The following is a 22,309-nucleotide window of genomic DNA, read 5'->3' as shown; positions in this document are numbered from 1 at the left end:
TGGGGTGTATCTGCCCACCATCGATCTGCCGGACGGTTTCTCTTGGCTGAGTTCATCTACACCATGCGCAAGACGCGCAAGGCGCACGGCGACAAGGTGATTCTTGATGACGTCACCCTGAACTTCCTGCCCGGCGCGAAGATCGGTGTGGTCGGCCCGAACGGTGCCGGTAAGTCCACCGTTCTGAAGATCATGGCGGGGCTGGAGCAGCCGTCCAACGGCGAGGCCTACCTGTCTCCCGGCTTCACCGTCGGCATCCTCATGCAGGAGCCCAAGCTCGACGAGACGAAGACGGTCCTGGAGAACGTCCAGGACGGCGCGGCCGACATCATGGCCAAGCTGAAGCGCTTCAACGAGGTCGCCGAGGAAATGGCGACCGACTACACCGACGCGCTGCTGGACGAGATGGGCAAGCTCCAGGAAGTCCTGGACCACGCCAACGCCTGGGACCTCGACGCCCAGCTCGAGCAGGCCATGGACGCCCTGGGCTGCCCGCCCGGCGACTGGCCCGTCACCAACCTCTCCGGTGGCGAGAAGCGCCGCGTCGCGCTCTGCAAGCTGCTGATCGAGGCCCCGGACCTGCTCCTCCTCGACGAGCCCACCAACCACCTCGACGCCGAGTCGGTGAACTGGCTGGAGCAGCACCTTTCGCAGTACAAGGGTGCCGTCGTGGCCGTCACCCACGACCGTTACTTCCTGAACAACGTCGCCGAGTGGATCCTCGAGCTCGACCGCGGCCGCGCCCACCCGTACGAGGGCAACTACTCCACCTACCTGGAGAAGAAGGCCACCCGTCTCAAGGTCGAGGGCCGCAAGGACGAGAAGCGTCAGAAGCGCCTCAAGGAAGAGCTCGAGTGGGTGCGGTCGAACGCCAAGGGGCGTCAGACCAAGTCCAAGGCCCGCCTCGCCCGCTACGAGGAGATGGCCGCCGAGGCGGACAAGATGCGGAAGCTGGACTTCGAGGAGATCCAGATCCCGCCGGGCCCGCGTCTGGGCTCGATCGTGGTCGAGGTCAACAACCTCAACAAGGCGTTCGGCGACAAGGTCCTGGTCGACGACCTGTCCTTCACGCTGCCGCGCAACGGCATCGTCGGCATCATCGGCCCGAACGGCGCCGGCAAGACCACGCTCTTCAAGATGCTCCTGGGTCTGGAGGCGCCGGACTCCGGCTCCGTCAAGATCGGCGAGACCGTCAAGATCTCGTACGTCGACCAGAGCCGCGCCAACATCGACCCCAAGAAGTCCCTGTGGGCCGTCGTGTCGGACGAGCTGGACTACATCAACGTCGGCCAGGTCGAGATGCCCTCGCGCGCGTACGTCAGCGCCTTCGGCTTCAAGGGTCCGGACCAGCAGAAGGCCGCCGGCATCCTCTCCGGTGGTGAGCGCAACCGCCTGAACCTGGCGCTGACGCTCAAGGAGGGCGGCAACCTGCTGCTCCTCGACGAGCCCACCAACGACCTCGACGTCGAGACGCTCTCCTCCCTGGAGAACGCCCTGCTCGAGTTCCCCGGTGCGGCCGTGGTCATCTCCCACGACCGCTGGTTCCTCGACCGAGTCGCCACGCACATCCTGGCGTACGAGGGCGAGTCCAAGTGGTACTGGTTCGAGGGCAACTTCGAGTCGTACGAGAAGAACAAGGTCGAGCGTCTCGGTGCGGACGCCACCCGCCCGCACCGTGCCACCTACAAGAAGCTCACCCGAGGCTGAGGTCGCCGTCATGGCCAGACACCACTACCGGTGCCCCCTGCGCTGGGCGGACATGGATGCCTTCGGGCACGTCAACAACGTCGTCTTCCTCCGCTATCTGGAGGAGGCGCGGATCGACTTCATGTTCCGCCTCGCGCCGGGGGAGGGCAGCGAGTCCTTCACGGGCGGCTCCGTCGTGGCCCGCCACGAGATCGACTACAAGCTGCCCCTCGTGCACCGTCACGAGCCGGTCCTCATCGAGTCCTGGGTGACCCGGATAGGCGCCGCGTCCCTGACCATCCGCTACGAGGTCAAGGACGAGGCGACCGAGGACGCGCCCGAGACGGTCTACGTGCGCGCCGAGACCGTGGTCGTGCCCTACAACCTCGCCGCGGGGCGGCCCCGCCGCATCACGGCCGAGGAGAGGCACTTCCTGGAGGAGTACCTCGACGAGCCCGCGACGGCTTCCGCTTCCCCTTCCGCCTCTGCTTCCGCTTCCGGCGGCGGCCGGGAAGGACGCCTCGCGGCATGAACGAGCAGTTGCGCTTCGCCGATTCCGGGGAGGCGGCGGACCTCGCCGCCTTCCTGGGCCGGCTGGTGCACTACGACCGCGCCGCCGCCGTCCGCCTCCAGGCGGGCGGCGGTGCGCTCGGCGTGTTCGGACGGCCACCCTCCTTCGAGGTCCTGGCCATCCGTACGGTGCGGCTCGCCGCGCCCGTCACCACCCCCCTCGACCTGACCGTGTCCGCCGGCGAGCTCCTGGAGTCCGTGGACGAGACCTCGGCCGCGGCCACCGTGCCCGGGCCGGTCACCGGACCGCCCTGGACCGGGGTGCTCCCGCCCCGCGGCGGCTGGCGGCAGCTGCCCGGGCTGCCCGGCCCCCGGGAGATGGGCGAGGCCGTGGCGGCCGCCGTCGCCGAGTTCCGCGCCCGCGACGAGGCCCTGCCCGCGCAGCACCGGACCCGGTCCGAGCGCGACCGCATAGGCCGCGAGATCTGGTCCCGCACCCTCGGCGACACCGAACTCCCGCTGCGCGTCGTCCACGCCGCGCAGTCCCTGGGCTTCCTGCGGCCGGTACGGGCCGCCGTGCCCGCCTCCGCCGCCCCCGCCTCCGCCGCCCCCGACTCCGTGGCGCTGCTCGCCGCCGGGAGCTGGTTGCGGCTGCGCACCCCGTACGGCTCCGTCGCCACCCGCCGCCCCGGCGTCACCGGCGGCCTGGGCGCCCTCCAGGTCCGTCCGCTCTGACCGTCCGCCCCGCGCGGACCCGGCCCGGGCCGGCCAGGCCCTGTCCGGGCGACAGGACCTAGCCCGCCGTGTTGATCATCGACGCGGCGGCGTACGTCAGGTACTTCCACAGCTGCGCCTCGTGCTCCGGCGCCAGGCCCAGCTCGTCCAGCGCGACCCGCATGTGCTTCAGCCAGGCGTCGTGCGCCGCCGCGTCCACCTGGAACGGCGCGTGCCGCATCCGCAGGCGCGGGTGCCCGCGGTGCTGGCTGTAGGTGGTCGGCCCGCCCCAGTACTGCATCAGGAACAGCGTGAACCGTTCCTCGGCGGGGCCCAGGTCCTCCTCCGGGTACATCGGGCGCAGCAGCGGGTCCTCCGCGACCCCCTCGTAGAAGCGCCGGACGAGGCGGCGGAAGGTGTCCTCGCCGCCCACCTGCTCGTAAAACGTCTGCTCCTGAACCGAACCCCGCGGAATCTCATTCACCCGACCATCGTCGCAGACACCCGGACGGAGGACCGAGGCCCCAGGACTCTCCGACGGGGGCCGGCCGGGGCCGCGCGTTCGCACGCGAAGGCCGTGCGCAGGACAGTGGAGGCATGGGCGCACACACCACACGCACCGAGACGCGCGATCTGCGGGAGACCGCGCACGCCGCCCAGGTGCGGGAGCTGACCGCTGCCGGGGTGCTGGAGGATCCGCTCTGGCGGGCGGCGTTCGCCGCCGTGCCCCGGCACGTCTTCGTCCCCTACTTCTGGACCGGCCGCGGCGCCGGCCACGAACGGCTCTGGGCCGAGGACCCCGACCCCGAACGCCGGGCCCGCTGGCTGCGCGGGGTCTACGTCGACACCCCGCTGGCGACCCGGCTGCGCGACGGCCGGCTGGTCTCCTCCAGCAGCCAGCCCTCCCTGATGGCGAAGATGCTGCACGCCCTCGACGTGCGCGACGGCGACGACGTCCTGGAGGTCGGCGCGGGCACCGGCTACAACGCGGCCCTGCTCTGCCACCGGCTCGGCGAGGAACACGTCACCACCATGGACCTGGACGAGGAGATCACCGACTCCGCGCGGGCGCACCTGGCCGGGCTCGGCTACCATCCGGCCGTGGTCACCGGGGACGGCGCGCGCGGCTGCCCCTCCCGAGCCCCGTTCGACCGGATCATGGTGACCTGCACGCTGCCGCTGATCCCGCACGCCTGGCTCGGCCAGTGCCGGCCGGGCGCGCGGATCCTGGCCCCGCTGTCGACCGGGCTGATCGCGCTCACGGTGCGGGACGCCGGTTTCGCGGAGGGCCGCTTCCTGCACACCTCGGCGTACTTCGTCCCGCTGCGCGGAGCCACGGCCTCCGCGCCGCCCGAGCCGGGCGGGGTGGCGTACGGGCTCCCGTACGAACTGGTGGAGAACGAGCGGTTCCAGTTCATGCTCGTGCTGACCGCGGGCGTACTGCACCCGCGCGAGGCCCTGGACCTGTGGCGCAGCGAGGGCCGTCCGGCCCGCGAGCGCTTCGGCGTCTCGGTCGGCCCGGCGGGCCAGTGGTCCTGGCTCGACGATCCCCAGGGGCCCTACGTATGGCCCCTGGGGGAGGCGTGATCAGCCGCGGCGGGACAGTCGCCGCTCGGCGTCGGTCGTGCCTGTCCACGGATGTCGAACTCCGGCGCGATGTTGATCAGTTGGCGCTAGAGTGCCGAGGATAGAAGGTTCACATCACGCCCCGGGGGAGCATCGTTGAGTATCGGTTCGGTGGACCACGGGCTCGCGCTCGTCCTCGTCGCCGGATATGCCGGATCCGGCAAATCCGAGGCCGGGAAGATGATGTCGCAGGCGACCGGTTGGCCGCTGCTGGACAAGGACACGCTGACGAGGCCGCTCACGGAGTCGCTGCTGTCCCATCTCAACGGCGACCCCGATGACCGGCAGAGCAGCGTCTACGCCGAGAGCGTGCGCCCGTTGGAGTACGAGTCCCTGATGAAGGCGTGCTGGGAGAACCTCGAGTGCGGGGTGCCGGTGGTCGCCGTGGCACCCTTCCTCGCCGAGGTCGTCGACGATCAGTGGGCCGCCCGGACACGTCGCCACTGCTCGCGCCTGGGCGCCCGGCTGGAGGTGGTGTGGGTGGACAGCGACGGGTCGTCTATGCGCGAGCGGCTCACCTCGCGCAACGCGGCACGGGACACGTGGAAGCTCGCGAACTGGCGGCAGTACCTCGGGTCGATCTCCCTGGAACGGCGCCCGGTCGGGGAGTTCCACCTCGTCGACAACCGGATCACCGCCATGACACCCCTGGCCGAGCAGGTGGAATCGGTGGCCATGGTCCTGTCCCGTCGATACGGCGGGGGGCAGGCGTGAACGTGAACGCGAAGGTGAACCCGCTCCGGAACGGGAGCTCCGGAGGAGTCGTCCTCTTCGGCCCTCCGACGGCGGGCAAGGACACGGTCAGCACTGCGCTGACCGGCCTGGACGCGCGATACGGCCAGCTGACCAAGATCAAGGTGGGCTCCGGGCGCACCACCGGCTATCGCATGGCAGACGGCGAGGAGCTGAGCGCCCTGCGCGCCGCTGGCCGGGTGGTGCTGGAGACCCGCAGGTACGGCAACACGTACGCGATCGACCGTGATGACCTGGACGCCATGACCGGGGCCGGTCGCATCCCGATCGTGCACATCGGCAGCATCGAGCACCTGCGCAGCTTCACCGCCGCCGTCCGGGAGCCGTGGCTGTGCGTGCTCCTGTGGGTGCCCCGCGACGTGTGCGAGCAGCGGTCCCGAGGGAGGGGCGACCGGGACACCGCGGACCGGCTCGTGGCCTGGGACGAGGCGCTGGCCGATCTGGGCACGGCGGCGGACGGTGAGGAGCCGTTCGATCTCCTGCTGCGCACCGACCGCACCGACCCGGCCGGGGCCGCCGAGACCATCGCCCGGGCCCACGCGCAGCACCAGGGGGAGCGGCACCGGGCCGCAGGCCTGACCGCCTTCCTCGGGGAGGCCGCGACCGCCCAACGATGAGACGGCGGGCATGACGTCGCGCGGCGGTCCGTGCATCACGGTGGGGAGGGGACACACATGGCGACGATCAGCACGCTCGACGCGCTGGCACGTGCGGCGGACCTGGACGCTTCGACAGGCCGCGAACGGGACCTGACGATCAGGCAGAAGGACATCGACGAGCCCCTGGTGCTCGATTCGCTCACCGCAGGCAGGCTGGCCCTGCACCGGGTGAACGTGGCCGGGGCCGTCACCCTGCGCTCGTGCGTCATCGAGGAACTGGTCGTCGACCACTGCACCGCCGACGCCCTGCTGGTGAGCAACTCCCGGATCGGCCGGCTCGTCGTCCGCAACACCCCGCGCAACACCGAGGTCGATGTGAGCGAGACGGCGCTGGAAGCCCTCGACGTCCACTCCTGCGGGCCGACCCGCTTCGAGGGCGTGCGCGTGTCCGACTCGGTGCAGATCTCGGCGATGCGGGGGCCGGTCCAGCTCAAACGACTGCGGGCGGCCACGCTGGCCCTGCGCAGCCAGGCCGCCGTGGGGCGGCAGCGCCGGCCCCAGGTGTCCCTGGCGAACGTGCACGTCACCGAAACCATCACCCTCGACGACCTGTGGTTGGCGTCCCTCACCCTCGACGAGGTCGACGTCGCCGCGCTGCTCCTGCGGCGGGTCCGCGTGGACACGCCCTTCCGCGGTACGGGGGTGCGGTGCCGGGACGGTCTGCGCATCAATGGCATGGTGGTGCCCGGTGAGGCCAGCGCGCTGCTCGACAGCGAGGTCCGGGGCCCGGTGGTGGTCCGCGGTCTGCGCCATGTGGAAGCCGTGCCCGCGCAGCGCCGGCAGACGGCGTCGGACACCGCGCCGGCCACCGGCGCCGCCGCGGAGCTGGTCTTCCGGTCGTCCACCATCTCCAGCCTCGCCGCCAGCGCCGACGAGGTGGCTCCGGTGGTGGTGGAGCTCGCGGACACCTCGGTCCGGGCGCTCGCGGTGCCCGTCGGTCCGGCCCGGTACCGGCTGGCCGGCACGAGCAGTGTCCAGGAGGTGGACCTCGGCGACGTGGTCTTCCGGAACGACGAGCACGTCACGGGTTTCCTGGACCGGGTGTTCACCCGGGTGAGCCCCGGGGCCCTGGAGGCCGTCCGTTCGACACTGACCGGGCGCCGACGCATGTCGGAAGGCGACCAGCTCTACTACTTCACCCGGCAGCGGGAGGCGGCCGAGAGGCCCCTGCTCCGGCGTCTCGCGGGCCGGGCTCTGCTCGGCGGCGTCCTCGGGTGGGGTGTGCGAGCGCGGAACCCGGCGCGGACCCTGGGCGCTGCGATGCTGTCCACGGCTGTTGTCCTGCACCTCTCCGGTGCCGCTCGGGACCCGCAGGACGGTGGTCTCCTCGACCTGGTGGCCGCGGGGAGGGCGCTCGTTCTGGCCTGCGCCCTGTGGCTGAACGTCGGTGTGGGTGCCCCGTCCGAGCTGAAGACGCACGCCTGGACGGCGCTCGCCGTGGGCTGCACCGGTGGCGGCCTGCTCTTCACGACCCTGACTGTGGGCATCGTGATCCGGAAACTGGTGCGCTGACGGGACCATCCCCAGGGCGAAGGCCCCGTCAGCCGTGTCCCGGATCGCGGTGCAGCAGCTCCAGGGCCTCCTCCACGGTGAGGGGCGCGTCGCGCGCAGTGCCCCAACGGTCGAGCGTCGAGACGGCCGCCAGCATGAGCTCGTCGGGGAGGCCCGCGTCGATGAGCAGCGCGGCCGCGTCGACCAGCTCGGGGCCCCAACGCCACGCACGGGCGGCGGTTTTGGGGATGTAGTCCGTCTCGGTCAGGTAGCTGCCCGTCCGCTTCGCCGCGATGGCAAGGAGCTCATCGCCGACGCCGTGCGCCCGGGCGGCGCCGTAGGCCAACGCCGCCAGGACGCGTGACGCCTTCTGGTAGCTGGAGTAGGAGAGCTTGAGGGCGGACGCCGCTCCCAACTCGCTGCCCAGGTCGTGCGTACGGATGTCGGTCCCGGCGAAGAGCCGCTCGACCCTGCCCGTGCGATCGCGCTCCCCGGAGAGGTAGAGCGTCGGGTTCTTGCCGCCGACGGGCGGGGAACCGACCACAGCGGCGTCGATCGTCTCCGCACGGGGCAGGAGGGCGGCGATGCGCCCCACGCGGCCCGGGGAGATCGCGTTCGCCTCCACGTAGGTGCGCCCGGCGAAGCCGTGAGCGGCGACCTGTGCGGCGAGCTCCTCGGCTGCGGCCGGCGGGCAGAGGGACAGGACCACGTCCGCGCGGTCCAAGAGGTCGGAGAAGGCCGCGGGCTCCAGACCGGCCTGCTCGGCACGCCTTCGCGTGACGTCACTCCGGCCGTCGGGGCACCACAGGACGGCGACACCCCGCGCGCGCAGTTGGGCGCCGAAGGCGGCCCCCATGTTGCCCGGGTGCAGCAGTCCGACCGTGGTGGCTGGTTCCGTCATTGGTGCGTCCCCTTCAGGCGGTGTGTTCCAGGAGCAGGCGGATGGCCGCGAGCGCGGTGGGAGCGCTCCGGTCGGGAGCGGGCAGCTGTCCCGGCCAGCGGTCGGGGGTGCCGATCCACACGGTGGCCAGCCCGGCGGAGCGCCCGCCCGTGATGTCCTTGACGGGGTCGTCGCCCACCATCCAGCCACCGTCGTGCGGCGTCGCGCCGCAGAGCTCCGCAGCGGTGGCGAACAGTCGGGGGTCGGGTTTGCGGAGACCCAGGTCCGCCGAGACGCACACGGCGTGGACCCGGTGCGCGATGCCGGTGGCCGCCAGCTTGGCCCGTTGGATGTCGGCGGAGCCGTTCGTCGCGATGCCGATCCGCCAGCCGTGCCTCTTCAGGTCGTCCAGTCCGTCCAGCACGTCGCCCGGGCATCGGGAGAGGGTCGCCATGTCCGCCAGGTACTCCTGCCACAGCTCCTGCGTCGAGGCGGACAGGCCGTGGAGCTCGCGGACCACCGAGAAGTCCGCGGGGCGGGCACGCTCGTCCAGCCGGACGAGGAGCGCGTCCCGCTCGTACGCCGTGAGGCCATGGCGGGAGGCGAAGCGCATCAGCGTCGCTTCGAGGGCGTGACGGCGGTCGATGAGCGTGTCGTCGAGGTCGAAGAGGGCGAGGCGCTGCACCCGCGCAGACTAGTACGCGCATCCGGGCCCTCCGCCGGGCGGCGACCACCGGGCCTCGGTGAGGGGCCCGGTGGTCGTGGCGCCGTAGGAGCAGGATCAGCCGCGGCGGATGGTGATCGTGGTCCAGGCGCCGACGTGGACGCGGTCGCCGTCGGTGAGCGGGACCGGAACGTAGGGCTGGATCGGTTCCTCGCCGCCGTTGATGGTGGTGCCGTTGGTGGAGTTCTGGTCCACCACCGCCCAGCTGAGGTCGGGCTGCTGGACGAGGACCGCGTGCTGGTGGGAGACGCCCGGGTCCTCCGGCGGCACCGACAGGTCGATGTCGGGGGACTCGCCCGTGGAGGCGCGGCGGCGGCCGATGGTGATCTGGCCGCCGGAGAGCGGAAGATGCTGCTCCGGGGAGTAGGCGGGCAGGTTGAGCCCGGCCGCCTCGGGGCCGCTGCGCTGCATCATCGCCATGAAGTACGAGCGGTCGGGGCCGACCGTCGCGGACCAGGCGCCGCCCTGGGGCGGGAACGGCTGGTGCTGCTGGGGCGGAGGCTGCTGCTGGTACTGCTGCTGCGGCGGGGCCTGCTGCTGGTACTCCTGCTGGTACTCCCGCTGCTGCTGCGGCGGGGGCTGCTGCTGGTACTGGGGCTGCGGGGGCTGCTGGTACTCCCGCGGCTGCTCGTGCGCGGGCGGCGGCAGCAGCCAGTCGTCCTCGCGCTGGAGCGGCTCGGCCGGCCGGTTGATCCGGGACGGCCGCGAGCCCTGGTACTCGAAGTGGTCCTGGGAGTAGTTCCCGGGAGCGGGCACGGGCGGCGGAGGCGTGCCACCGGGACCCGGACCCGGGCCGGGACCGGGAACGGCGCCCGCACCGGTCTGCTGCGGGCCCCCGTCCGGCGCCGGCGGCGCGTACGAGGTCGCCGTACGGCTCAGGAAGTTGTACCGGCACTCCTCGCAGAACGGGGCCATGGCCTCGCGCGGGGTCCGGCACTGCGGGCAGAGCTCGGCCTGGGCGGTCGGCTCACCGGCGGTCGGGGGGAAACCGTAGCCGTAGGAGGGCACCGCGGGAGGCCCCTCCGGGGCACCCATGCGGTGGCCGCAGACCTCGCACCAGTCGTCGGAGGCGGACTGGTGCCCGTTCGGGCAGGTCGGCATGGCGGCGCTTCCCCCTTCTTCTCCCTGCGTCTTCACGTCAGGTCTCAGGACTTCTTCACTCGGACGGTCTGCGTCGATCGCGTTTCGAGAGTCATCTCGTCGGCATCGGCGACCCTGGCTTTCAGCCGCACAGTACCCGCCACGGCGTCCACGACATCCACCACCTTCGCCAGGAGTCTGGCTGTGTCGGCGTTGCCTGAGGCACTCGCCAGTTGTACGGCGCGCCCCAGTTTGGCCGTGGCCCCATCGACATCGCCCAGTTTGCGGGCTTCCAGGCCCTGTTGGATAGCCTGCGCCAGCTCCGCCTGCCCGGTGTAGTGGGCGACCTGCGGGCTGATGGCGGTGGACGCGGCCAGGTCGGTCGTCCACACCGCGCGCACCAGGCCCTGGGCGAGCACGGTCTCGGACCCGCCCGCCGACCCCGGCAGGACGAGCGTCGCGCGGGCGGCGAGCATCTCCTGGCCGACGGCCGCGCCCGGTACGCGCACGCACACGTGGTACTCGCGGGACTCGTCGCCCCATGAGCCGGTCGGGTAGTCGCCCGCGCGCGGGCCCGCCGTGACGCGGCGTTCGGTCAGGTCCTGCACCGTGGGCGCGACCTGCTTCACGTACTGGATCTCCGCGCCGACCGGGGTCCACAGGCGCAGGGCGACGTCCGCGACCTCCTTGCCCATGACGTTCTCCATCATGCGCGTGAAGTCCTCGGTGAGGTGCGCCGGGTCGGCCACGATGTCGGCGGTGCCGAGCAGCGCGTTCGCGATGCCCGTGACCTCCTTGACCTCCCAGTCGGTGCCCACCCCGCGGGCGTCGCAGGTGAAGCGGCCCGCGCAGGCGTCGAGGGTGGCCCGGAGCACGGCCGGCTCCTCGTGCTCGTTGCGGCCGTCGGTGAGCAGGATCCCGTGCCGGATGACGGCCGTCGAGCCGCGCAGCAGGCCGTCGGCGAGGCGCAGCCAGGTGCCGATGGCGGTGCCGCCGCCGGCAGTGAGCCCGCGCAGGGCCTCCTTGGCCTGGGCCCGGGTCGTCGGGTCGGCCACGGCGAGGCGGCCCTGGCCCGGGTAGACCTCCTTGGCCACGTGCGTACCGGCGACCACGGCGAAGGCGGTGCCGTCGCGCAGGGTGTCGACGGCCGCGGCCGTGGCCTCGCGGGCGCCCCGCATCTTCTCCGCCGGGTACTCCATGGACCCCGAGCAGTCGACCATGATCACGACGGCGGCCGTGCCGTCGGCGGTCGCCGTCCGGGTGGCGGCGGCGCCACCGGTGGCGGTGACGGTGACGATGGCATGGACGTCCCGCCCGCCCTCCGGGAGGAACTCGTTCTGGTACACCTCCACGGCGAAGTGCGGGGCGCTCGGTTTGGCGAAATTCGCCATGGGTGGGACTCCTCAGGGTGCTCGGGCAGGCGGGTCAGACCTGCGGGCGCGCTTCCGGTTCCGGTCGTGCTGCCGGGCCCGGCTCCGCATCGGGGCCCGGTTGCTGCTCGGGGTGCGTGGCGAACGGCACCACCGCCACGGTGACGTTGTCGTGGCCGCCGCCGTCGAGGGCGTGTCCGACCAGGACCTGCGCGCTGTGCAGCGGGCGGGTCGCGGCGTCGGCGGGCAGCACCTGGGCCATCTCCCGTGCGGACTCCGCGTAGTTCCACAGTCCGTCGGTGCAGACCACCACCACCCCGGGGTGGTCGGGCTTGAAGGTCGCGGTGTGCGGGTCGAGGTCGTACGCGTCGGCCCCCAGCCAGCCGGTGATGGCGTGCGCGCGGACGTCCGCGTACGCCTCGGCCTCGCCCATCAGACCGGCGGCGACCATCTGCGCGGCCCACGAGTCGTCCTCGGTGAGCCGGCGCGGCAGCGCGGCACGGTCGTCGGGCACCCAGTACGCACGGCTGTCGCCCACCCAGCCGATGGTCAGCAGGCCGCCGCTGACGACCGCGCCCACCAGGGTGCAGGCGGGGGCGTTCTGCGCGCCCGGGGTCTCCGGGGCCAGGGCGTTCACGGCGGCGGCGGCGGCCAGGATCGCCTCGTGCATGGCCTCCTGCGGGTGGGCGCCGCGGGGCAGCGCCTCCAGCAGCGCCTCGTTGGCGGCGGCGGCCGCGGCGGCCGAGGCCTCGTCGGGGCGGCTCGCGGAGGAGACGCCGTCGCAGACGATGGCCACGGTGGCGGCGGATCCGTCGGGCAGGGCGGTGGCCGCCACGGCGAAGGAGTCCTCGTTGCGGTGGTGGCGCAGCCCCCGGTCACTGACCGCGGCGACGCTCCCGAGCTCCTCCTCCAGGTGGTCGCGCTCGCGCGGCTGGGCGTGCCCGCAGTGCTCGCAGTACCCGTCGGTGTCCACGTGTCCGGCCCGGCAGGCGACGCAGGTCTTGCCGCCGGCCGCCGCACCCGGCTGGGACGCGTTTTCGTAGGAGGCCGCCTCGTAGGGCGCCGCCTCGTACGGGGCCGTCTCGTACGGGGCTTCGCCCGTGCCCCAGGGCGTCCCCTCCGGGGGCGTGTCGGGGCTGCCGCCGGGACGGTCGTGGCGGGTCTCGGGTCCGTCCGCGGCGCTGCCGCGGGGCCGGCCGACGTGCCCCTGCTCCGGGGCGGACCCGGGGGCGTACGGGCCGTCGCCCGATCCCCACACGGTCCCCTCCGGGGGCGTACCGGTGCCGTACGGGCCCTCGGCAGGGTCCGGACTCCCGTACGCGGCCGCGCCCGGCTGCGGCAGGAGCCCGGGCTCCGCCGCGGCGCTCCAGCCGGCCGGCTCGTCGATCAGCGTCGGCGCGGCCGCGGCCACGCTGCCCCAGCCGGGCGCCGGTTCGGCGGCGCCGTCGTGGTGCGCGCCGGGCGCCGGGGTCCCGTAGCCGCCCGCGGGGGCGGCCGACGGGGCCGGTGGAGCCGGTGGGATGGGCATGGTCGGATGGTCCGCCGAGGCAGCCGGGGGAGGAGCGGTCACGGCGTAACCGCAGACGCCGCAGAAACGGTCACCCTCCTCCAGGGGTTCCGCGCAGCTGGGGCAGCCCGACAGCCGATGCATCGACATCACTCACACCCACGTCCGGGGACGGAAACGGTTTGCCCGCTCCACCAGTTCGATCCTCTCCTCGCCACGCCGCGCCAGCCGTGCGAGGACGCGGTACGAGCGCTCCAGTCCGAAGCGCAGGCCCCGCTCGTCCAGTTGACTGCCGAGCAGCGAGGTCCGGCCGGGGTCGGAACCCCGGCTACCCGACAGTACCCAGTCCAGGGCCGAGCCCAGAACCTCCGTCGCGAGCCGCTCCTGCCGCTCCGGGTCCAGCCCAAACCGCCGCAGGGCCTCCACCTGGTCGGCTGCCGCCGCCAGGTCGGCCAGCAGCGCCTCCTCCGGGGACCTGTCGTGCAGACGTGCGCGTACCGCCGCCACCCGGGCGGCGGTGTAGTGGATGGACGCCTCCGGTACGGACTCCAGCGTCCGCACGGCCGCGTCCCGGTCGCCGGCGGCCAGCTGGACCCGGGCCAGCCCGAAGGCCGCGCTCACGAACCCCGGATCGGTGATCCACACGAGCCGGTAGTACTCGGCGGCGTTGTCCAGCTGGCCCAGCACCTCCGCGCACAGCCCGAGGGCCAGCTTCGGCGCGGGCTCGCCCGGGAAGGCGTCGTAGATCGCGTCGAAGGACAGGGCCGCGACCTCGTTGTCACCGGTGGCCAGCGAGGCGATGCCGCGGGCCCACACCACCCGCCAGTCGTCCGGATGCCGGGCCTCCAGCTCCACCAGGGTGCGCCCGGCCGAGGACAGCTCGCCCAGCTCCAGCCGGGCCCGCAGCTCGCGCAGCCGCAGCTCGGCCGAGTCGGAGGGCGCCGCGGCCAGCGCACCCAGCAGATCGCCGGGCGCGGAGGCCAACAGGCCCGTCAGGAAACCGGCGTTCGGATCGCCCGCGTCCACCAGCGGGACGGGCAGCGCCAGCGCGCTGTCCCGGGCGTCGAGGGTGGTCGTTCCCGCCGGGGCCGCCGCCGTGGCAGCGGCCGGGGACACCGGATCCGGTACGGGCCCCGGGACCGGAGCCTGACGGGGCCGGGGCACGGGTGCCGCCGCCACGCGCGTGGCGGTGGTCCCGAGCGCGGGCACGTGTGCCGCGCCCGGCAGGGCGGTTCCCGCCGGCCCGGCCGCGGCGCCGTACGCGGGCGAACCGGCAGCGCCGGAGAGCGCGTGACCCTGCGGGGCGAAGGCCCCGGCGGGCGCCGCCCCGGGCAGGGCCGCGCCGCCCGGCGCGTGCGTTCCCGTGGGCCGGGCCGGACCGCGGCCGAGCGCCCCGAGCAGCCCGCCAGCCCGCCGGGAGGCCGGCGGGCGGTGGCCCAGCCGGGACGCGACCGTGCCCGGGGCGTCGGCGAACAGCTGAGTGTCCGGAACGCGAAGTTCCGGGCCGAAGAGGGTCGACAGCTGCGGCCGCGGCCGGCCCGTCTGGAGCGCGACCACCTCGCGCAGCACGCCCGTCAGCTGGTCCGCCATCTCCTGCGCGGACGAGAACCGCCGCCCCGGGTCGGGGTCGGTCGCCCGGACGAGCAGCCGGTAGAAGGACTCGTACCGTCTGAACACCTCGATGTGCTCGGGATCCGGCAGCGAATCCACGAACACGTTGGTGTAGCCCTGGAAGTCGAAGGTCAGGACGGCCAGCGTCCGCGCCACCGTGTACAGGTCGGAGGCGACCGACGGGCCCAGCTCCGCGACCTCCGGCGCCTGGTAGCCCACCGTGCCGTAGATGGCCGACTCCTCGTCGTCCATCCGGCGCACCGCGCCCATGTCGATCAGCTTCAGCTGGTCCTGCTGCTGGATCGCGTTGTCGACCTTGAAGTCGCAGTACAGGAGGTTCCTGCTGTGCAGGTGGCCCAGCGCCTCCAGCGCCTCGATCCCGTACGCGCACGCCTGCTCCACCGGCAGCGGATCGCGCCGCCCGTCCGGCCGCCGCCGCTCGTTCGCGATCTCCTTCAGCGACTTGCCGCCGACGTACTCCATGACGATGTACCCGTCCAGCGAACCGGTCCGCTGGTCCAGGTGCTCCACGAAGTTGTAGATCCGCACGATGTTCGAGTGCTCGATCTCCGCGAGGAAGCGCCGCTCCGATATCGCGGCCTCCATCGCGTCCTGGTCGCCCGTGTCGAGCAGGCCCTTCAGGACCACCCACCGGTCCGCGACCGCCCGGTCCACCGCCAGATACACCCAGCCGAGACCGCCGTGCGCGAGGCAGCCCGCCACCTCGTACTGGCCGCGCACCACATCGCCCGAGTTCAGCTTCGGCACGAAGGAGTACGGGTGCCCGCACTTCGTGCAGAACCCTTCCGTCCGGCCCGGCCGGTCCCCACGGGAGCGGCCCACCGGAGCCCCGCAGTCCGAGCGCGAGCAGAACCGCTTGCGCTCCGGCACCTCCGGGTTCTCCAGCACCGCCGCCGAAGGATCCGGACGCGGCACCTCCGGAACGTTGACCAGCCCGGCTCCCAGCCGACTGCGCCCCGACGACGCCGCCGAGCCCGAACTGCGCACCGACACCGACCGGGTGGACGCCGTCCCCGACAGGGACCGCGACAACCGCCCCGACACCGAACGGCGCGAGGAGGAGGACCGGGAGGAGCGGGCCGAGGCCGAGGAACGCGCCGAGCCGTGCGAGCCCTGCGACCCCATCGACCCACGGGACCCGTTCGATCCCAGGGAACCCCGGGCCGCGCTCGTCATCCCCGTCGGAGGCGACACCAGTTCGTCCGCGCCCGCCGCGACCGAGCCGACCGGCGCCAGCCCGCAGGTGTCGCAGTACAGCTCGCCGCCGCCCATGTCCTCGTACGTCCCCGTGCAGCCGGGGCGAACGCACGCGGTTCCGACCAGACTCATGCCTCCTCCTTCCCCGGCCCCACGGGCCGGAACTGCTCGGGTCGATGATCTTCGTGCCTCGGCTGCTGCGGCACAAGTGATTCCGCCGCCGCCTGCTGGTAACGCAGCACGGCCTGCTCGGCGGCCCGCAGGTCACAGGGCGCGCTCCACAGCATCCGGCGGGCCGCGTCATACCGCTCGACCAGCACCGGATCCTCCGCCATCCCATGGCGGGCCACCTTCGCCTTGTACGCGTCGAGCCGCCCCCGCAGCTCGGCCCGCACCGCCAGTGGCGCCGTCACCGCTGTCAACGATTCACGGGCCCGTCGCAGTTCCTCCTCGGCCCGCACCTCCAGCGATTCCAGCAGCGGCGAGAGCCGGTGCCAGCGCGACTGGCGCCGGTGCTCGGCCGCCGCCGCCAGCTGCTCCTGCAGCACCGTCGGCGGGCCGCTCACCGCCGGCACCTCGGACGCGGCGATCTTCGCCAGCACCTCGCCGCGCGCCGTCCGCGCCTCCGCCAGCGTCCGATCGGCCCGCGACAGCACGTCCCGCAGGCTGATCAGCCGCTGCTCGGCGTCCTGCCGCACGTCCAGCACCGCCTCGACCTCCCGGCGTACGTCCTCCAGCGCGAGCGCCGCCCGGTCGTAGCGCCCGGTGTCCGGACGGCCACCGCCCGGCGCCGCGCTCCCCGCCGCCGGCAGCCAGAACGCCAGGGGGTCCGCGATCACCTGCGCCCGCAGCTGCGTCAGCTCCGCGGTGATGTCCTCCAGGTCGTCGCCCGACGGGTGCTCACCCGGGCGCACCCCCACCGAATGGGCCAGCGAGCGGGTCCGGTGCAGCTCCGCGGCCAGCAGGTCGATCCGGGCGGGCAACGCCGACCACACCGCGTCGGCGGCGACCACCACGTCCAGCGAACGCGCGTACAGATCGTTCATCCGGGCCACCAGCTCGGCGAGCGAGAGCCGCTCCGCCAGCGCCACACCCTCCGCCGCCGCCCCCGCGATCAGCACCCCGGGCCCGCGCAGCCGCTCCGTCAGCTCGATCAGGTCCTCGCGGTTCGGCCAGCGGCGCCGCTCCCGGACCTCCCGGGCAGCCGTCAGCGCCCCGCTGTAGGCGTCGAAATACGTCCACAGCCGGGTGATGTCCGCGTCGGCGGCCGTCCACCGGTCCTTGGTGATCCCGCTCAGCGCGGCACCCTCCAGCAGCCGGCGCCCCGCATGGTCCTGGAGGGCGAGCAGTGAGGTCTCGACTGCCTCGTGCTCCGCGCCCAGCCTGGCCAGGGCGCGGTCGACGCCGTCCCGGTCCATCACTGCCGAACCCGCCTCCACCGACTGTGCCTCCGCTTCCGATGTCGCCTCTGTGTCCCCCTCCGCGTGTTCCGCGTGCTCCGTGTCCGGGCCGACGCCCGGTCCCGTGCCCGAAACCGCCACCGGCCTCAGCCGTCCCGGTACTTGGGAGCCGGCGGCCCGGTCACGCCGGGCAGCACCGGCTGGAGGTGCTTGAGGTACGCCTTCATCCAGGGGCTGTCATTGCCGCCCGCGCGGTAGTTCTCCAGCACCCTGTTGACCCGGCGGACCAGGTCGGAGGCGTCCTTGTTCATCGCCACCCCGTAGAACTCCCGGGTGAAGGGCGAGCCCACCAGCTTCACCGACGGGTCCTGCGCGGCCTGCCCGGCCGCGAGGGCGTTGTCCGTGATGATGCCGTCGACCTCGCCCAGCTGGAGCCGCACCAGGCAGTCCAGCTGATTGGCCACGGTGACCGGGACCGAACCGTACGACTGCGACGCCAGCGCCGCCTCCGCCGTGGAACCGGCCGCGAAGCAGATCCGCTTGTCCTTCAGCGAGGTGTCGTACCCGGTGATCGCCGAACCCTTGGGGGCCAGCACCTGCTGCCCGGCCTCGAAGTACGCCGTCGAGAAGGCGACGTCCTCCAGCCGCTTGCAGTTGATGGTCATGGTCCGCACGACGATGTCGACACGGCCCTCCTGGAGGGCCGGGACGCGCTGACTGGTCGGGATGGCCCGGTAGATCACCGCGTTCTCGTCGCCGAGGATGTCCCGGGCGATGGCCTTGACCAGGTCGATGTCGAAACCGTCGAGACGGCTGCCCTCCGCGGTCTGATTGCGGTAGCCCCAGCGGAAGCTGTTCTGGTCGACGCCGGCGACGAGCTTGCCCGCCGCCTTGATCCGCGCGATGGCCGCCCCGTCCACATCGGACGGGCGCAGGCTCGCCTCCGGGTCCTGGCAGGTGTCCGTCAGGGCCCACGGCGCGGCCGGGGCCACCGCCATCGAGGCCGGCTTGCGGACCGCCGGCCCGCCGGTGTCGGGCGTCGCGTGGGCCAGCGGCAGCAGCACCACCGCGGCCGTCACCGCGCAGGCGACGGCCATCGCGCTCACACCGCCCCAGCCGCGCAGCCGGCCCGCGCCCCGCCTCAGCCGCATGCCGGACACGGCACCGCCCTCGTGGCTCCCGTACTCCTCGTGACCTTCGGCGGCCCGCCTCGCTCGTATCCGCATCGCCTTCACCTGTACTCCGAAAGCCTGCGCCCGATACCGAGCACCGCCGCCGCCGCGCCGATGACCACCAAGGCGGCCGAGCCCGTCACCAGACCGCCCAGCGCGCCGAGCCCGTCCCGCGCCGCCCGGGTGAACTCCCGCTGCTCGTGCGCCACGGCCTGGTCCAGGGAGGCGTCCACCGTGTCGAAGGCGGCCCCGCTGCTCTCCTTGTGCTGCGCGTCCCCGACGACCTGGGGCAGCGCGGCTTCGTAGTCGCCCTTCAAGTCCGCCTCCCTGGCCGCCGTGTGCCGCTGCTTCCACTGCCCCACGCCGTCCGCGGCGCGGCTCACCGGGCCCCGGCCGGCCTCGTCGTCGGCCAGCCGCAGCGCGGTCGCCAGCCCGGCGTCCAACTGCTTCATGTTGTTCGTGAAGTCCACGTCGTACTTGTCGGACTTCTTGTCCTCCGCCAGTACGGCGCCCCGCGCGATCAGGGTCAGGTTCTCACCGGCCCGCGCCTGCAAGGAGGCGATCCGCGCGTCGTTGAGCACCTTCATCGACTCCTGCCCGTCCGCCCGCGCTTCACTCAGCGAGGACCGCGCCACCGTGTGACCCACGGCCAGCCACAGCAGCACCACCACCGACGCGGCCGTCGCGGCCAGCAGCCCGTGGTTGAAGACCCGGTTCGTGTGCCGGTAGTTGCGCCGCTGCGCCCACACCAGGCCGGCGACCGCGAGCAGGCCCGCGCCGAGCGAGGCCAGCGGCCAGGACCGGGCGTCGTCGTAGTCCTCGTAGAGCCGGCCGGTCTCCGCCTCGTACAGCCGCTGCGCGGCGGGCAGCAGCTGCGTGGTCATCTGCTCGTTGGCGTACCGGAGATAGGCGCCGCCCAGCGGCAGCCCCTGCCGGTTGGTGGCGCGGGCCTGCTCGATCAGGCCGGTGTAGCGCGGCAACTGCTCGCTCAGCAGGGCGATCTGCTCGCGGGAGTCCTCGTTGCCGCCCGTGTTGGCGGCCGCGCTCACCAGCAGCTTGGAGGCGTTGGCGATGTCCCTCTCGTACCGCTGGCGGACCTCGCGCGGCTCCTGGGCGCCCAGCAGGAAGCCGCTGGAGGAGGTCGTGTCGGCGTCCGCGAGCGAGCGGTAGATGCTCGCCGCGTCGGCGCTCAGCGGCTGGCTGCGGCCCACCACGTCGTCGGCGGCGGTGGTCCGCTCGGACATCTCCCACACGCTCACCGTGCCGAACAGCACGATCAGGGCGGCCAGTGCGGCGCCGATGATCCGCAGCCGGCCCGGCTCGGTGGTCGCCGCCTCGCGCAGCCGTTCCACGCCCTCGGCCCAGGCGGTGCTCCGCCCGGGCGGCCCTTCGGGCGGCACGGCAACACCGCCCCCGGGCGCGGGCGCGCGTGATGTGATCGCCACCGTGACCTCCCCCTCGGTCCTGTCGTCCCCCAGCCAACGGCGGGAGACACCCCCTGCGCAGCAGTATGGACGTAGTGCCGGTCGACCACAGCACCCGGTGCCGCATCCGGGACGATCCCTCCCCGCGGGCGCCCTCCGTCACCCCTACACCGTGAATACGCGTCTACGAGCGCCACGGTTCCAGACCGGCGGCCTTGCGGGGCGGGTTCACCCGAAATGGGCACGGAGTTTTCCGTAGGCGAGGGGTGGGGAGCCGAGGGCGTCGAGGCCCAGGAGGCCGGCGCCGAGGACCGGGGGGGCCGTGACCACGTGGATCCGGGCGTGCGGGGCGCGTTCGGCGAGGCGCTCCGCGATCCGGTCGTTCAGCTGCGGGTGCCGGGCCGCCAGGACGCCGCCGCCCAGGACCACCGGCACCTCCTCGTGCAGCAGGCCCAGGCGGCCCAGTGCCACCGAGGCCATGGCCACGATCTCGTCCGCCTGCCGGTGCACCAGCGAGCGGGCCACGGGGTCCCCGGCCGCGGCCACCGCGAACAGCACCGGGGTCAGTTCGTGCCGCCGCCCCGCCGGGATCCGGCCCAGGTGCAGGGCCTCGATCAGCGCGGCCATCGAGTCGTGGCCCAGGTGCGCGGGCAGCGCCCGGGCCAGTTCCGTCGACTCGCCCCGCCCGTCCTCGGCCCGGGCCGCGAACCACAGGGCCTCCTCGGCCAGTCCGCCCCCGCCGCCCCAGTCGCCGGAGATCCGCCCGATCGCGGGGAAGCGCGCGGTCCGCCCGTCCGGGGTCATGCCGACGCAGTTGATGCCGGCCCCGCACACCACCGCGACGCCGCGCGGTTCGGCGCCCACGGGCAGGCCGGCGCGCAGCAGGGCGAAGGTGTCGTTGTGCACCTCGGTCACGCGCCCCCAGTTGCGGCGCTCGATCTCGCGTGCAAGCTGCCGCTCCTCCAGCGGGAAGTCCGCGTTGGCCAGGCAGGCCGACACGTGTTCGGCGCGGGGCCCGGGGCCGCGTCCCTCCTGCTGGTCCAGCCCGGCGTCGGCCATCGCCTCGGCCAGGACGTCGACGGCCGCGGCCACCCCCGTACGGGTCGGCTGGAAACCGCCGGCCTGCCCGGAGCACAGCACCGAGCCGTCCGGGCCGAGCAGGGCCACGTCGGTCTTGCTGTTGCCCGCGTCGATCGCCAGGACGGAACAGAGGTTCACGCCCATGCCAGGTGCTCCTTGTTGTGCGCGAGGAGCCGGTCGGTCAGCCCCTCGGCCAGGTCGTACTGGCCGACCAGCGGGTGCGCGAGCAGGGCCTTGAAGACCCGCTCGCGCCCGCCGCGCAGCGCCGCGTCCAGCGCGAGGTCCTCGTACGCGGTGACGTGCGAGACCAGCCCGGCGTAGAGCGGGTCCAGCCGCGCCGCCGCCAGCGGCCGCGGGCCCGAGGCGTCGACGTGTGCCTGCACCTCGATCACCGCGTCGTCCGCCAGGAAGGGCAGCGTGCCGTTGTTGTACGTGTTGACGACCTGCACGGCCGGACCGCCGTCGCCCAGCAGGGAGGCCGCGAGGTCCACGGCCGCCTCGGAGTAGAAGGCGCCGCCCCGCTTGGCGAGCAGCGCGGGCTTCTCGTCGAGCGCGGGGTCCCCGTACAGGGCGAGCAGTTCCCGTTCCATCGCGGCGACCTCGGCGGCCCGCGAGGGCTTCGTGCCGAGCTCCCGTACGACCTCGTCGTGTGCGTAGAAGTAGCGCAGGTAGTACGAGGGCACGACGCCGAGCCGGTCCAGCACCGCCCGCGGCAGGCGGAGGTCCCCGGCGATCGTCTCCCCGTGCGCGGCGAGCAGTCCCGGCAGCAGGTCCTCGCCGTCGGGGCCGCCGCGGCGCACGCCCAGTTCCCAGGTGAGGTGGTTGAGGCCCACGTGGTCCAGGTGGATGTCGCCGGGGGCCAGGTCCAGCAGGGCCGCGAACTTGCGCTGGAGGCCGATGGCGACGTTGCACAGCCCGACGGCCTTGTGCCCGGCCTGCAGGAGGGCGCGGGTGACGATCCCGACCGGGTTGGTGAAGTCGATGATCCACGCGTCCGGGTTGGCCCGCCGGACCCGCTCGGCGATGTCGAGGACCACGGGGACCGTGCGCAGCGCCTTGGCGAGGCCGCCGGCGCCGGTGGTCTCCTGGCCGACGCAGCCGCACTCCAGGGGCCAGGTCTCGTCCTGGAGGCGGGCGGCCTGTCCGCCGATGCGCAGCTGGAGCAGGACGGCGTCGGCCCCGTCGACCCCCGCGTCGAGGTCGGCGGTGGTGGTCACCTTCCCCGGGTGCCCCTGCCGGGCGAGGATCCGCCGGGCCAGGCCGCCGATGAGTTCGAGCCGGTCGGTGGCCGGGTCGATCAGGACGAGTTCGGTGACCGGCAGGGTGTCGCGCAGCCGTGCGAAGCCGTCGATGAGTTCGGGGGTGTAGGTGGAACCGCCGCCCACCACTGCGAGTTTCATTGCC

General features: G+C 73.3%; 19 protein-coding genes. 7 read left to right on the top strand and 12 right to left on the bottom strand.

From position 1 onward, the window contains the following. Nucleotides 1-42 precede the first annotated feature (42 nt). The 3 genes from ettA to ACFYZ4_RS22815 are packed head-to-tail and all read left to right on the top strand — an operon-like array spanning nt 43 to nt 2,931. Nucleotides 43-1,707: an energy-dependent translational throttle protein EttA gene (gene ettA / locus ACFYZ4_RS22825; RefSeq protein ID WP_351290297.1), complete on the top strand. Its 1,665-nt coding sequence runs from the start codon at nt 43-45 to the stop codon at nt 1,705-1,707. A 10-nt stretch (nt 1,708-1,717) separates the two neighbouring features. Then, nucleotides 1,718-2,218, top strand: coding sequence for a thioesterase family protein (locus ACFYZ4_RS22820; RefSeq protein WP_351290295.1), 501 nt, complete (start codon nt 1,718-1,720; stop codon nt 2,216-2,218). Further along, nucleotides 2,215-2,931 (top strand): hypothetical protein, encoded by a 717-nt coding sequence (locus tag ACFYZ4_RS22815; protein ID WP_390784678.1) that lies wholly within the window; start codon nt 2,215-2,217, stop codon nt 2,929-2,931. The genes ACFYZ4_RS22820 and ACFYZ4_RS22815 overlap by 4 nt, the downstream gene beginning before the upstream one ends. A gap of 58 nt (nt 2,932-2,989) precedes the next feature. On the opposite strand, the gene ACFYZ4_RS22810 is transcribed toward ACFYZ4_RS22815, so the two are convergent. Beyond that, nucleotides 2,990-3,394 carry a globin gene (locus ACFYZ4_RS22810; protein WP_390784677.1) on the bottom strand — a complete coding sequence of 135 codons (405 nt, stop codon included), beginning with the start codon at nt 3,392-3,394 and terminating at the stop codon, nt 2,990-2,992. 113 nt (nt 3,395-3,507) lie between these two features. On the opposite strand from ACFYZ4_RS22810, the gene ACFYZ4_RS22805 reads away from it, so the two are divergent. From ACFYZ4_RS22805 to ACFYZ4_RS22790, 4 genes are all read left to right on the top strand, one after another. Then, nucleotides 3,508-4,497: a methyltransferase domain-containing protein gene (locus tag ACFYZ4_RS22805; protein ID WP_390784676.1), complete on the top strand. Its 990-nt coding sequence runs from the start codon at nt 3,508-3,510 to the stop codon at nt 4,495-4,497. Nucleotides 4,498-4,632: 135 nt separating this feature from the next. Next, nucleotides 4,633-5,250: an AAA family ATPase gene (locus ACFYZ4_RS22800; RefSeq protein ID WP_390784675.1), complete on the top strand. Its 618-nt coding sequence runs from the start codon at nt 4,633-4,635 to the stop codon at nt 5,248-5,250. A gap of 2 nt (nt 5,251-5,252) precedes the next feature. Further along, nucleotides 5,253-5,906, top strand: a complete 654-nt coding sequence (locus ACFYZ4_RS22795; protein WP_390784674.1) for a guanylate kinase — start codon at nt 5,253-5,255, stop codon at nt 5,904-5,906. A gap of 57 nt (nt 5,907-5,963) precedes the next feature. Continuing rightward, a complete protein-coding gene (locus ACFYZ4_RS22790; RefSeq protein WP_390784673.1) occupies nt 5,964-7,460 on the top strand; it encodes a hypothetical protein in 1,497 nt (498 codons plus the stop codon). A gap of 28 nt (nt 7,461-7,488) precedes the next feature. Here the strand turns inward: ACFYZ4_RS22790 and ACFYZ4_RS22785 are convergent, their stop codons facing one another. The 11 genes from ACFYZ4_RS22785 to ACFYZ4_RS22735 form a co-directional block, all read right to left on the bottom strand. Beyond that, complete coding sequence (locus tag ACFYZ4_RS22785; protein ID WP_390784672.1) at nt 7,489-8,340, bottom strand: DUF1932 domain-containing protein; 852 nt, start codon at nt 8,338-8,340, stop codon at nt 7,489-7,491. A gap of 13 nt (nt 8,341-8,353) precedes the next feature. After that, on the bottom strand, nt 8,354-9,004 hold the full coding sequence (locus ACFYZ4_RS22780) for an HAD family hydrolase (RefSeq protein WP_390784671.1): 651 nt from the start codon (nt 9,002-9,004) through the stop codon (nt 8,354-8,356). A gap of 96 nt (nt 9,005-9,100) precedes the next feature. Further along, a complete protein-coding gene (locus ACFYZ4_RS22775; RefSeq protein ID WP_351298930.1) occupies nt 9,101-10,144 on the bottom strand; it encodes an FHA domain-containing protein in 1,044 nt (347 codons plus the stop codon). Nucleotides 10,145-10,188: 44 nt separating this feature from the next. Beyond that, the gene (locus ACFYZ4_RS22770; protein WP_351298910.1) at nt 10,189-11,514 is read right to left on the bottom strand and encodes a VWA domain-containing protein; all 1,326 of its coding nucleotides are present in this window, start codon (nt 11,512-11,514) and stop codon (nt 10,189-10,191) included. A gap of 34 nt (nt 11,515-11,548) precedes the next feature. Beyond that, nucleotides 11,549-13,021 carry a protein phosphatase 2C domain-containing protein gene (locus tag ACFYZ4_RS22765; RefSeq protein ID WP_390784670.1) on the bottom strand — a complete coding sequence of 491 codons (1,473 nt, stop codon included), beginning with the start codon at nt 13,019-13,021 and terminating at the stop codon, nt 11,549-11,551. A gap of 132 nt (nt 13,022-13,153) precedes the next feature. Beyond that, nucleotides 13,154-15,961: a tetratricopeptide repeat protein gene (locus tag ACFYZ4_RS22760; protein WP_390784669.1), complete on the bottom strand. Its 2,808-nt coding sequence runs from the start codon at nt 15,959-15,961 to the stop codon at nt 13,154-13,156. Continuing rightward, nucleotides 15,958-17,247 (bottom strand): hypothetical protein, encoded by a 1,290-nt coding sequence (locus tag ACFYZ4_RS22755; protein ID WP_351298902.1) that lies wholly within the window; start codon nt 17,245-17,247, stop codon nt 15,958-15,960. The genes ACFYZ4_RS22760 and ACFYZ4_RS22755 overlap by 4 nt, the downstream gene beginning before the upstream one ends. A gap of 128 nt (nt 17,248-17,375) precedes the next feature. After that, nucleotides 17,376-18,380 (bottom strand): glutamate ABC transporter substrate-binding protein, encoded by a 1,005-nt coding sequence (locus ACFYZ4_RS22750; RefSeq protein ID WP_351298927.1) that lies wholly within the window; start codon nt 18,378-18,380, stop codon nt 17,376-17,378. Between the two features lie 80 nt (nt 18,381-18,460). Beyond that, nucleotides 18,461-19,846 carry a hypothetical protein gene (locus ACFYZ4_RS22745; RefSeq protein WP_384344843.1) on the bottom strand — a complete coding sequence of 462 codons (1,386 nt, stop codon included), beginning with the start codon at nt 19,844-19,846 and terminating at the stop codon, nt 18,461-18,463. Nucleotides 19,847-20,053: 207 nt separating this feature from the next. Beyond that, on the bottom strand, nt 20,054-21,049 hold the full coding sequence (locus ACFYZ4_RS22740; protein WP_390784668.1) for an N-acetylglucosamine kinase: 996 nt from the start codon (nt 21,047-21,049) through the stop codon (nt 20,054-20,056). After that, the gene (locus ACFYZ4_RS22735) at nt 21,040-22,305 is read right to left on the bottom strand and encodes a 6-phospho-beta-glucosidase (RefSeq protein WP_351591711.1); all 1,266 of its coding nucleotides are present in this window, start codon (nt 22,303-22,305) and stop codon (nt 21,040-21,042) included. The genes ACFYZ4_RS22740 and ACFYZ4_RS22735 overlap by 10 nt, the downstream gene beginning before the upstream one ends. Between the last annotated feature and the right edge of the window lie 4 nt (nt 22,306-22,309).

It is taken from the genome of Streptomyces sp. NPDC001513, assembly GCF_042894695.1.
Lineage (GTDB): Bacteria > Actinomycetota > Actinomycetes > Streptomycetales > Streptomycetaceae > Streptomyces.
Note: the sequence above shows the minus strand (reverse complement) of the source record. Positions and strands in the feature narration are given on the sequence as shown.